12 protein-coding genes are annotated in these 11,322 nt (G+C 32.0%); 5 read left to right on the forward strand and 7 right to left on the reverse strand.

What is annotated here, in order from left to right; translation table 11 throughout:
• Positions 1-581: 581 nt before the first annotated feature.
• Positions 582-1,157, reverse strand: a complete 576-nt coding sequence (locus ACJ6WR_RS13220) for a chalcone isomerase family protein (RefSeq protein WP_039111793.1) — start codon at positions 1,155-1,157, stop codon at positions 582-584.
• Positions 1,158-1,461: 304 nt separating this feature from the next.
• A complete protein-coding gene (locus ACJ6WR_RS13225; protein WP_039111792.1) occupies positions 1,462-2,037 on the reverse strand; it encodes a chalcone isomerase family protein in 576 nt (191 codons plus the stop codon).
• A gap of 644 nt (positions 2,038-2,681) precedes the next feature.
• On the opposite strand from ACJ6WR_RS13225, the gene ACJ6WR_RS13230 reads away from it, so the two are divergent.
• The 5 genes from ACJ6WR_RS13230 (at position 2,682) to ACJ6WR_RS13250 (ending at position 6,715) form a co-directional block, all read left to right on the forward strand.
• Entirely contained in the window at positions 2,682-3,824 is a 1,143-nt protein-coding gene (locus ACJ6WR_RS13230; protein ID WP_039111925.1) for an acyl-CoA dehydrogenase family protein, read from the forward strand.
• Between the two features lie 178 nt (positions 3,825-4,002).
• On the forward strand, positions 4,003-4,977 hold the full coding sequence (locus ACJ6WR_RS13235) for a M20/M25/M40 family metallo-hydrolase (protein WP_409415479.1): 975 nt from the start codon (positions 4,003-4,005) through the stop codon (positions 4,975-4,977).
• 37 nt (positions 4,978-5,014) lie between these two features.
• The gene (locus ACJ6WR_RS13240; protein ID WP_039111790.1) at positions 5,015-5,692 is read left to right on the forward strand and encodes an SDR family oxidoreductase; all 678 of its coding nucleotides are present in this window, start codon (positions 5,015-5,017) and stop codon (positions 5,690-5,692) included.
• 30 nt (positions 5,693-5,722) lie between these two features.
• Positions 5,723-6,076, forward strand: a complete 354-nt coding sequence (locus tag ACJ6WR_RS13245; protein WP_409415480.1) for a four helix bundle protein — start codon at positions 5,723-5,725, stop codon at positions 6,074-6,076.
• 33 nt (positions 6,077-6,109) lie between these two features.
• Positions 6,110-6,715, forward strand: a complete 606-nt coding sequence (locus tag ACJ6WR_RS13250; RefSeq protein ID WP_039111789.1) for a SprT-like domain-containing protein — start codon at positions 6,110-6,112, stop codon at positions 6,713-6,715.
• A gap of 95 nt (positions 6,716-6,810) precedes the next feature.
• Here ACJ6WR_RS13250 and ACJ6WR_RS13255 read toward each other — a convergent pair whose 3' ends face one another.
• From ACJ6WR_RS13255 to ACJ6WR_RS13275, 5 genes are all read right to left on the reverse strand, one after another.
• Positions 6,811-7,572 carry an ABC transporter ATP-binding protein gene (locus ACJ6WR_RS13255; protein ID WP_039111788.1) on the reverse strand — a complete coding sequence of 254 codons (762 nt, stop codon included), beginning with the start codon at positions 7,570-7,572 and terminating at the stop codon, positions 6,811-6,813.
• The gene (locus tag ACJ6WR_RS13260) at positions 7,569-8,318 is read right to left on the reverse strand and encodes an ABC transporter permease (RefSeq protein WP_035619715.1); all 750 of its coding nucleotides are present in this window, start codon (positions 8,316-8,318) and stop codon (positions 7,569-7,571) included. The genes ACJ6WR_RS13255 and ACJ6WR_RS13260 overlap by 4 nt, the downstream gene beginning before the upstream one ends.
• Before the next feature lie 81 nt (positions 8,319-8,399).
• On the reverse strand, positions 8,400-9,299 hold the full coding sequence (locus ACJ6WR_RS13265; protein WP_052259369.1) for a glycosyltransferase family 2 protein: 900 nt from the start codon (positions 9,297-9,299) through the stop codon (positions 8,400-8,402).
• 20 nt (positions 9,300-9,319) lie between these two features.
• Positions 9,320-9,868: a methyltransferase gene (locus ACJ6WR_RS13270; protein WP_039111787.1), complete on the reverse strand. Its 549-nt coding sequence runs from the start codon at positions 9,866-9,868 to the stop codon at positions 9,320-9,322.
• Between the two features lie 161 nt (positions 9,869-10,029).
• Positions 10,030-11,088: a 3-oxoacyl-ACP synthase III family protein gene (locus tag ACJ6WR_RS13275; protein WP_039111786.1), complete on the reverse strand. Its 1,059-nt coding sequence runs from the start codon at positions 11,086-11,088 to the stop codon at positions 10,030-10,032.
• Positions 11,089-11,322 lie beyond the last annotated feature (234 nt).

Genomic DNA, 11,322 nt, shown 5'->3' on the forward strand with positions numbered 1-11,322 from the left:
AAATACGCCTAATTTCTATGTTTTTAAAGTAATTTACGTCCCGTTTTTCAGGAAATGCCTTATGTTTAAGGATTTTACTGAATTTTATGAATTTGTAAATCAGGGTGTTATAAGAATGAAATAATCCAGAATCTTGGAGAGTTTTGGTAGGTAGTTCTATCAATTAAAAAAACTATTTTGCTTCTTGATTTTATTATGGCAAGAAATAGAAAAACAAAAGTTTATTTAAGTTTAAGTATCTTGTTATTAGGAATTAGTAGGTTTGTTTTTGGCGAAATAAATTGATTTTATCTAACCAAAATAAAGAGTGTAAACAGTAATACAAATTATAAAAACAGGTTTGTTTTTATAGGGTAAAAAGTACATATGTTTTTTAGGAAGGTGTAATTTGTAAAAGTTAGCAATTTATTTGTAGTTCAAATACTATGTTATTTGATTGCTAGTAGTGAAATTTCTATTGAAAATCTAAATTTCATTATCGAGTCGGGGTGTATTCTGATGGAAATTCGGAAGAGGTAATTTTATTTAATGCAGCTTCTCTAGTTTTCTTTTCCAAGAGAAGCTGTATTTGTTTTTGTAGATTATTTGCCTAATAATTGATTCTTTAGTTTTTCATCGGCAGGTTTTTCAGACAACCAGATTCCGAATAGCGCTTTTTTGAAATCAAACCCTGAAATTTTCCCTTTTAAATGTTCATTTTTATAAACCCAAACAGAGGAGTCAATAGGAGAATAAATAAGTTTGTAAACATCGTCTTTGGTGATTTCATCGCTTAAGTAGCCTTTTAATTCTTCGATTCTTGTTCGTAATGCTCCGATGTTATCACCAGCTGTTTTCTGGAAATTTTCGTCCATCGATTTGGTTAGTTTCTTTGCAGATACCAACGAAGAAGTGATTTCAATTCGGATAGCCATTTCGGTATCACTATCAATAATAAATTTTGGATCTTGACTCAATTGAGATAAGTATAGTGCTTGTACATATAGTCCAGACCACATTGCTGATCTTGCACCAGCTCCATTTAGCGATAAAGGTTTGTTTTGAAATTGAATTGTTCTTGGAACTATAACACCTTCAACATCGAATGATTTCTGAGCTGTAACAGTTGAGAATTGTAAAGTCAGAATTACTGTAAGTGATAGTAAAAAGTTTTTCATTTTATTGAATTTTAATTTTTCGCAAAATTACTTTTAATTTTCTATTTCTCTAGCATAGTTCTGTAGACTTTTTTATGGGGTAAAGTTTGTATGTCAGTTTTTTAAATAGTTTTATTTTTTGCAAGAGCAAATCCTAAGATCAGTGAGGCTTTATGGGGGAGAAATGCAAAGCATGCAATTTATTGTAAAAACTAATTACTTGTTTTAGGAATGCTTTTTTTGTGGGGCTTATTTAGTAGGCATGAAAATATTGCTCCAAATAATCTGTTTACTGGAGCTTTTTTAATCTAGGTAATGAAGATAATTATTTACCTAATAGTTGATTTTTTAATTTTTCATCTGCAGGTTTATCAGATAACCAAATTCCGAAAAGTGCTTTTTTGAAGTCAAAACCTTGAACTTTTCCTTTAAGGACATCATTCTTATATACCCAAACTGAAGAGTCGATAGGAGAGTAGATAAGTTTAAAAACATCTTTTTGTGTGATTTCATCACTTAAGAAACTTTTAAATTGTTCGATTCTTGGGCGTAATGCTTCCAGATTATCTCCAGCAGATTTTTCGAAACCACTATTCATGGCTTTTGTTAATTTGTTTGATGATACCATCGAAGAGGTAATTTCAATACGAATAGCCATTTCGGTATCACTATCGATAATAAATTTCGGATCCTGGCTTAGTTGTGATAAATATAATGCTTGAACATATACCTCTAACCACATTTTTGATCTTCCGCCAGCACCATTTAAGGATAAAGTTTTGCTTTGAAATTGCATTGTTCTGGGAACTATAACACCATCAATGTCGAAAGCTTTTTGAGCAGTTGCATCTGTGAATTGCAAAGTTAAAATTACAGTAAGTAATAGTAATAAGTTTTTCATATTCTTGTAATTTATGTGATTTTGACAAAAATACTTTTAATTTCTATATTTTTATATGAAAAGCGATGTATTTTTTACGAAAACCACTTATGTAAGAAAATGTCTATTTGAAAGTTATTGTTTTGGCAGCTAGTTGTTTATGAAATGAAAATATTTGCTGAATTATCTTATTTTTTGATGTTTATAATTTGATTAAAAATGACTTTTTGTGGAAGGAAATTGGAGTAATCGACTCGTTTTTTTCTTCGAAAAACATATTTTCGAAATTTTCTGGTTACAGTTTGTTAACCTTACTCTTGACTTTTACTTTATCTCTTAAGCTGAAATCTGAAATTATTGTGAGTTGTAATTATGTATACTTGCTTTAAAAGTTTAATGCTTTTGAATAGCGTTTTTTAAATTAAATCTTATTTTTAATTGTCTCTGTTTCTAGAAATTTTGATAGCTATTTCTGAGTTCTTTAATAAAAATTTAAGAGTTACTAAACTAGTGAGATTGAGCGAAGTTCTTGATATCATTACGATAACGATATAGTGGTATTTTTTCTTTAGTCAAAAATGCAAGTCAAAATTGAAAATTTCAGTATAAAAAAGTACCTTTGGATATATTTTTTTAACAAAAAGCAACTTTTATTTTATAATACTATGGATTTTAATCTTACCGAAGAGCACTTAATGATTCAACAAGCTGCTAGAGATTTTGCTCAAAACGAATTGTTACCAGGTGTGATAGAAAGAGACGAAAAGCAAATTTTCCCTACGGAACAAATAAAAAAAATGGGACAACTCGGATTCATGGGAATGATGGTTGATCCTAAATACGGAGGAAGTGGTTTAGACACGATTTCATACGTAATTGCTATGGAAGAAATTTCGAAAGTTGATGCTTCGGCTTCTGTAGTAATGTCGGTAAATAATTCACTAGTTTGTTGGGGACTTCAGGCTTTTGGTACCGAAGAACAAAAACAAAAATACTTACCAGGATTAGCTTCTGGAGAAATTCACGGTGCATTTTGCTTAAGTGAGCCTGAAGCTGGTAGTGATGCTACATCGCAAAAAACTTCTGGAATAGATATGGGTGATCATTATTTAGTAAATGGTACTAAAAACTGGATTACTAATGGTAATACTGCATCGGTTTATATTGTAATTGTACAAACTCATGCTGAGAAAAAACATAAAGGAATCAATGCTTTGATCATGACCAAAGACATGCCAGGTTTTTCTGTTGGTCCTAAGGAGCAAAAAATGGGAATTCGTGGTTCAGATACACACTCATTAATGTTTAGTGATGTTAAAGTACCTAAAGAAAACCGAATTGGTGAAGACGGATTTGGATTTAAATTTGCCATGAAAACATTGGCTGGAGGAAGAATTGGTATTGCTTCTCAAGCTTTAGGAATTGCTTCTGGTGCTTATGAACTTGCATTAAAATATTCAAAAGAACGTAAAGCTTTTGGAACTGAAATTTGCAATCACCAAGCTATTGCTTTTAAATTAGCAGATATGGCAGTAAATATCGAAGCAGCGCGTCATCTTTGTATGAAAGCAGCTTGGGATAAAGACCAACATAATAATTACGATGTAAGTGGTGCTATGGCAAAATTATTTGCTTCGCAAGTTGCAATGGATACCGCTGTTGAGGCAGTACAAATTCATGGTGGAAACGGATATGTAAAAGAATACCATGTTGAGCGTTTTATGCGTGATGCAAAAATTACACAGATTTATGAAGGAACTTCTGAAATCCAAAAAATAGTGATTTCTAGAGCAGTTATCGCAGGATAATTGTATCCTTAAATTATATTAAAAACCCTTTCGGCTTTCGGCTTTGAAAGGGTTTTCTTTTTGCAATAAAAAATAATTATATTTACAACTAAGAGGGTAACTATGTTTTTAGGAGTTACTCATTTTTTAGAATTGTAATTGAAAACTTTATAATCTCAACGAACCAAAATCTTGAATAATGAAAAAACTAATACTTTTATTTCCTTTTATTTTTTTTGGATGTAAATCTAATACAACAGTTAAAACCGAAACTACGCAAACAGCTTCTAAGTTAGAAATTACTTATAAAGTAAAAGAGAATGATGTTTCATCGGTTTTAAAATATCTTTCTTCGGATGAATTAGAAGGTAGAGAAACTGGAACGAAGGGAATAGAAACAGCGGCTATTTATCTGGAAGATTTCTTTAAAACGAATAAGATAAAACCTTATTTTTCTTCTTATCGTGATACTTTATCTACGTTTAAAACTCCAGCATATAATATAGTTGGATATCTGGAAGGGACTGATGTAAAACTGAAAAATGAATTTGTGATTTTGAGTGCACATTATGATCATATTGGGATTGATAAAAAAGGACTTAATGGCGATTTTATAAATAACGGAGCAAACGATGATGCTTCTGGAGTTACTGCTGTTGCTGAAATGGCTAAGTATTTTAGTGAGACCAAATCGAATAAACGAAGCGTACTTTTTGTGTTTTTTGCAGGTGAAGAAAAAGGGCTTTTGGGTTCTAAACATTTGGCAAAAAAACTTAAAGCTAAAAATTTCAATTTATACACTCAGTTAAATATAGAAATGATTGGTGTACCAATGAAACGTGACTTCTTAGCCTATATTACTGGTTTTGATAAATCGAATATGGCGACTAAAATCAATGAATATACAGGTGATAAAACTATTGGATTCTTACCTAAAGAAGCCGAATATCAGTTGTTTTTTAGATCAGATAATTTTCCTTTTTTCGAAGCATTTAAGGTTCCTTGTCAATCGATAAGTACATTCGATTTTGAAAATTTTGAATTTTATCATCATGTTTCAGATGAATTTAAAGTAATGGATATTCCTCATATGACTTCATTTATTCAGGAATTGTTGCCTGCAGTGACTCATATGGCAAGTTCTCCAACAAAAGAAATTTTGATGAATAAATAAACTATGCTTTTTTATCGGTTTTCCTTATTTTTGCTACATGAAAAATATTATTATAACAGGAACGAGTAGAGGGATAGGGTATGAGCTTGCTTTGCAATTTGCAAATGCTGGACATCAGGTATTAGCTATTTCCAGAAAAATTCCTCAATTGCTTTTGGAACATTCTAATGTTACTTGTCTTTCTATTGATTTATCTAATGAATCTGAATTATATAAAGTAGAGGATTTTCTTTCTTCGACTTGGAAAAAAGTAGATGCTTTAGTGCATAATGCAGGAAGTTTGCTTTTAAAGCCTTTTGCTGAAACTACTCAGGCTGATTTTGAAAGCATTTATAAAGTGAATGTTTTTGCAGTAGCAAATCTTACAAGAGTTTGTTTACCATATCTTCAAAAAGGAAGTCATGTGGTAACAATAAGTTCTATAGGAGGAGTTCGTGGAAGTCTTAAATTTGCTGGACTTGCTGCTTATAGTTCTAGTAAAGGTGCAGTAATTACGTTATCGGAATTATTGGCAGAAGAATATAAAGAAAAAGGAATCTCATTTAATGTTTTGGCATTAGGTTCTGTTCAGACAGAAATGTTGCAAGAAGCTTTTCCAGGATATCAAGCGCCAATTTCGGCTAACGGAATGGCAACTTATATTTATGATTTTACATTAAATGGCAATAAATATTTTAACGGAAAAGTATTAGAAGTTTCTTCTACTAATCCGTAAAAAATAATTATGAATTATAAGTTATGAATTATGAGTGAAAGTATTGTGAAAACCAAAAGTTTTGAATTAGCAATAAGAGGTGTTAATTTTTATAAATGGATGGTTTCTGAAAAGAAGGAATTCATAATGAGTAAACAATTTTTACGTTCAATTACTTCTGTTGGTGCAAATGTTCGTGAAGCTGTTAATGCCCAAAGTAAGCCCGATTTTATTCATAAATTATCTATCGCTCAAAAAGAGTGCGACGAATCAATGTATTGGTTAGAAATATTAAAAGAAACGGATTATGTTTCTGGAATTGAATTCGAATCAATGCATCAACAATGTAATGAGGTTTTAAAAATTATAAGAAGCATAATTATTACCTCAAAGAGAAACTTATAACTCATAATTTATAACTCATAATTTTTTTCCGTTTTGAGCGAAACTTTAGCAAGATACATCCCCGAACATGCCGTAAAGCCTGTCTTTGAACTCATTGTTGATAATCGTGTACATCTTAAAATTGTAAACGAAAGACAAACTCGACATGGAGATTATAGAAAAGGGCCAAGTGGTAAACATGAAATTACTGTAAACTCAAGCTTGAATCAATACAAGTTTTTGATAACGTTAATTCATGAGATTTCGCATTTGGTTGCGTTCGAAAAGTTCGGAAGAAAAATTAAACCTCATGGGAACGAATGGAAATATTCTTTTCAGCGATTGATGGTTCCTTTCATTCGTCCAGAGATATTTCCTAGTCACTTATTACCATTGCTGGCGAGGCATTTTAAGAACCCTACGGCAAGTAGTGATACTGATACTACTTTGTCATTGGCTTTGAAACAATACGACAAGCAGAACGATAAGAATTATATTTTTGAAATTCCATACGGCAGTGTTTTCAGAATTCACAACGGAAAAATCTTTAAGAAAATTGCTGTAAGAACTAAACGCTTTGAATGTTTAGAAATAAGCTCAGGAAGGACCTATCTTTTTAATCCAAATGCCGAAGTTGAGTTGTTGCTAACTAAGGACTGATATTGTTGATTAAAACCATCGAATATACAAAATCCCAAATTCCAATTTTATTAAGATTGAAATTTGGGATTTTTTATATTGTACTTTAAAAGATCTTATCCTTTTAAATAAGCTTCTCTTACTTTCTTGAATAAATTTGAAGAATAAACAAATTCGACAATAGCTTTATTATCGGTTACGAAAATTTCTTCTTTTGTTCCTTGCCATTCTTTTACTCCATTTTTTAAGAATAAAATATTCTCACCAATTTCCATCACAGAGTTCATATCGTGCGTGTTAATTACAGTGGTAATATTGTATTCTTCGGTAATTTCTTTAATTAAATTATCAATTAAAGTCGAAGTATTTGGATCTAAACCAGAGTTTGGTTCATCACAAAATAAATATTTAGGGTTGTTTACAATGGCGCGGGCAATAGCCACACGTTTTTGCATCCCTCCAGAAATTTCTGAAGGTAATTTTTTATGTGCATCAATTAGGTTTACTCTTTTTAAAACGAAATCAACACGATCTTGAATTTTAGAACCCGTGTCTTTGGTAAACATTCTAAGTGGGAAAGCTACATTTTCGGCAACTGTCATGGAGTCAAATAAAGCACTTCCCTGGAATACCATTCCGATTTCAGTACGTAATTCTCTTTTTTCATCTGGTTCTAGTTCTGAATAAACTCTACCATCAAACTCAATTGTTCCAGAATCTGGAGTATGTATACCTAATAAGCTTTTTAATAATACCGTTTTTCCAGATCCACTTTGCCCAATGATTAGGTTTGTTTTTCCAGTTTCAAACACGGTCGAAACACCTTTAAGTACTTTGCTGTCGCCAAATGATTTTTCTATGTTTTTTACTTCTATCATGAGCCTAATAACAATTGTGTTAGTATATAATTAAAAAGGATAATCGATACAGATGTCCAAACGAAAGCTACTGTACTTGCTTTTCCTACTTCTAGTGCGCCACCTTTCATATAATAACCATGAAAAGACGGTATAGTTGCCAATAACATGGCGAAAATTATGGTTTTAATAAATGCATAGGTAATATGAAACGGAATAAATTCCATTTGTGCCCCCATTATAAAATCATCACTCGTTGTAAACCCACCGTAAACTCCAGCTAGCCAACCACCAAAAATACCCAGGAACATACTGATTCCGATTACAAAAGGATACAATAGTAAAGCGATAATTTTAGGAAAAACAAGATAGTTTAATGAGTTTACTCCCATAACTTCCAGCGCATCGATTTGTTCTGTAACACGCATAGTTCCTATACTTGATGTAATGAAAGATCCCATTTTTCCTGCCATAATAACAGAAATAAATGTTGGGGCAAATTCTAAAATTACAGATTGTCTGGTTGCAAAACCAATTAAGTATTTAGGAATTAATGGGTTTGTTAAGTTTAATGCAGTTTGTATTGCAACAACTCCTCCTACGAAGAATGAAATGAAACAAACAATACCAAGGGAATCAATAATTAAGTCATCAATTTCTTTAAAGATTAGTTTTTTCATCACAGACCATTTGGTTTGTTTGTTGAAAATTTCTTTAAGCATCAAGAAGTATCTTCCTATTTGGGATAAATAACGAATGAGCATCATAGTTTTTACGAATATGGGCTAAATTACGAAAATAGTTGCCAGTTTACGGTTTAGATTTTATAGTTTTTTTGATTGCTTGAACTAAAAAAGCTTTTCTTTCATTTTTTTCAAACGATAATTTCGAATGAATTTTGCTTGCGCATCGGTTACCAATAATGGTGTTTTTGCTTTTTTTGCTTTTAGGAATCCTTTAATGTAATCAAAGAATAGTAGTGGTTTTTTCTTCATCATTGCCAACTTTGCAGAAGCAATTGCTGTGATCCAAAAACCATATCCTAAAGTATAAAAAGCTTCGCCTTGTTTATAACGGGCAGTTTTGTTGTAGTTTGCACCTGTTGGTTTAAGGTGTTTTACGTGTAGAGAAGAATCGGTAACTATTTTCCAATCGTAATATTTACAAAGTAATTCGTCTACCGTGTCCCAACCCATTGCCGCTCTTAAACCACCAATTTGCTGAAAAGTTTCTTTTCGGTAGGCTTTTAGCGCGCCACGAATGTGATCTTTATCTGTTAGATTTTCTAATATCCAATCTCCATTCTTTTCTATGTAGCAAAATCCTCCTGCCATTCCAATTTTTGGATCAGATTGAAAGTGAGAAATAATGGTTTCGAAATAGTTGGGAGGAAAAATTAAATCTCCATCTATTTTTACAATAATATCATAATCATCATCGAGAGTTTCAAATCCTTTATGAAATGCTTGGATTACTTTGCTTCCTGGCAAATGTATAGCACTCGAGGTTTTGTTTACCAATGAGATATATGGGTTTTCTTTGGCATAATCCAGTACAATTTCTCCCGTTTTATCGGTCGAATTATCATTGACTACAACAATTTTTTTGGGTAAAACAGTTTGCGATATCAAAGATTGCAACGTTAAGCCAATTAATTCTTGCTCGTTATGTGCCGGTATGACAATGTAGTAAGCCCCCCAGCCCCCAAAGGGGGAGCTTGACGAATTTTGTGAGTTAGAGTTGTTCATTTTGTGAAATTTGTTCAAAACTATTTTATTCCCCCTTTGGGGGTTAGGGGGCTTTTCTCTGCGTAAACAATATAATATCTATTGGTAAAGCTTCGTAACAAAGGACGAATTCCGAATTTTTTTACCGGATTAGTCCATTTTTGTCTATCGATGATTTTCCAACCTGTTTTTTCAAGAAGCCAGTCTAATTGCCAATCTTCAAATTCATGATAGTGTCTGTCCCACATATCTGTTTTACTACGGTATGCTGGTGAGAACCATAAACGCATAGGAATCGAGATAAATAGTTTATCTGATTTTATTTCGTTTAGAATTGTGAATGGGTTTAGCAAATGTTCGAAGATTTCGAAAGCAGTAACCACATCTTGTTTTTCGGTAGCAAATACGGTTTGGTCGATATCTAAATCTTCTCCTGTAGTATTTTTTACTTTAAAACCTTCAGCTTTCATGATCTTTGAAAACGGATTTTCAACTCCTAAATCCAAAACGGTTTCGGATGTTGTGATGTGCTTTTTTAAAAATTCTAAAGTATGTTTGAATCTTTTATTCGGAAATGTTTTTTCGTACATAGTTATTGCGAGGAACGAAGCAATCTGTCGTTCTTAGTTTTAATTAGGGTGCAAATATACTAAAAAGTCCGCATTTTAAAATGCGGACTTTTTAGTTTTCAGTCGCAGTGATCAGTTTAACATACTGTAAACTGCGACTAAATATTGTAACTGAAAATTTACTAATATCTGTATACAAATGCATTTACGTTCATTCCAGCTCCAACTGAAGCAAAAATTACAACGTCGCCTTTGTTGATTTCATGATTTTCTAATTTCCCTTGTATTAAAAGGTCATAAAGCGTTGGAACGGTTGCTACACTGCTATTTCCTAAATCATGAATGCACATAGGCATGATGTTTTCTGGTGGAGTTTTGCCGTGTAATTTGTAAAAACGATTGATAATTGCTTCGTCCATTTTTTCGTTTGCCTGATGAATTAGAATTTTCTTCACATCATCGATAGCAATTCCGCTTTTGTCTAAACAACTTTTCATAGCTGCAGGAACTTGGCTTAATGCAAATTCATATATCTTGCGACCATACATTTTAATGTATTTCGTGTCAGGATCTAAATCGGGATTGTACGATTTTCCGAAGTATAAATATCCAGCTTCTTCATTTGCATAAGTAGCACTTTCGTATGATAATAATCCAGTTTCATCATCTGAAGCTTCGATTACTGATGCTCCAGCTCCATCTGAATAAATCATAGAATCTCTATCGTGATCATCTACAACTCTGGAAAGAGTTTCAGCTCCAATAACTAAACAACGTTTTGCCATGCCAGATTTGATAAAAGCATTTGCTTGTAGCACGCCTTCTATCCATCCTGGACATCCAAATAAGATATCGTAAGCAACACATTTTGGGTTTTTTATGCCTAGTTTGTTTTTTACACGCGTTGCTAAACTCGGTAAAATATCAGATTGGGTTGTCCCGTATTTTACATCACCAAAATTGTGTGCGAAAATAATATAATCAAGAGTTTCTGGGTCGATTTTGGCATTTTCGATTGCTTTTTGAGAAGCGAAGAATGCTAAATCAGATGAAGTATATTGATCTTCGGCATAACGTCTGTTCTCAATTCCTGTTATACCTTTGAATTTATTAATGACAACCTCGTTTGGGTAGCCAAAAGGAGTTCCGTCTTCGTTTAAAAATACATGTTTATCAAAATCCGTATTCTTTATTTCTTTCTGCGGAATATAGCTACCTATTCCTGTTATTTTTATTTTCATTATACAGTTTTCCAAAATAATTTAGGCTAATTTAGAAATAAAATAATAATTACAACTATAATATTTACTATGCATGCATATAATTATAGAATAATTTCTATTTTATGGGAATAATTGGTTATTTGTTAATTATTGATGTGAATTTTTGAATTTTTTATTGAGTAAATTGGGACTATTTGAAAATTTATTTTAAAAATATTTTATTACTTCAAAAAAAATGCCCCGATTAATCGA

This window comes from Flavobacterium sp. PS2, from assembly GCF_046250155.1.
Taxonomy (GTDB): domain Bacteria; phylum Bacteroidota; class Bacteroidia; order Flavobacteriales; family Flavobacteriaceae; genus Flavobacterium.

Bases quoted from the DNA above. Each gene is read 5' to 3' on its own strand.
- ACJ6WR_RS13265 (WP_052259369.1), bottom strand. From the start codon at position 9,299: ATGAACAACTCTAACTCACAAAATTCGTCAAGCTCCCCCTTTGGGGGC.
- ACJ6WR_RS13245 (WP_409415480.1), top strand. From the start codon at position 5,723: ATGAGTGAAAGTATTGTGAAAACCAAAAGTTTTGAATTAGCAATAAGA.
- ACJ6WR_RS13260 (WP_035619715.1), bottom strand. From the start codon at position 8,318: ATGATGCTCATTCGTTATTTATCCCAAATAGGAAGATACTTCTTGATG.
- ACJ6WR_RS13235 (WP_409415479.1), top strand. From the start codon at position 4,003: ATGAAAAAACTAATACTTTTATTTCCTTTTATTTTTTTTGGATGTAAA.
- ACJ6WR_RS13220 (WP_039111793.1), bottom strand. From the start codon at position 1,157: ATGAAAAACTTTTTACTATCACTTACAGTAATTCTGACTTTACAATTC.
- ACJ6WR_RS13275 (WP_039111786.1), bottom strand. From the start codon at position 11,088: ATGAAAATAAAAATAACAGGAATAGGTAGCTATATTCCGCAGAAAGAA.
- ACJ6WR_RS13225 (WP_039111792.1), bottom strand. From the start codon at position 2,037: ATGAAAAACTTATTACTATTACTTACTGTAATTTTAACTTTGCAATTC.
- ACJ6WR_RS13230 (WP_039111925.1), top strand. From the start codon at position 2,682: ATGGATTTTAATCTTACCGAAGAGCACTTAATGATTCAACAAGCTGCT.
- ACJ6WR_RS13240 (WP_039111790.1), top strand. From the start codon at position 5,015: ATGAAAAATATTATTATAACAGGAACGAGTAGAGGGATAGGGTATGAG.
- ACJ6WR_RS13270 (WP_039111787.1), bottom strand. From the start codon at position 9,868: ATGTACGAAAAAACATTTCCGAATAAAAGATTCAAACATACTTTAGAA.
- ACJ6WR_RS13255 (WP_039111788.1), bottom strand. From the start codon at position 7,572: ATGATAGAAGTAAAAAACATAGAAAAATCATTTGGCGACAGCAAAGTA.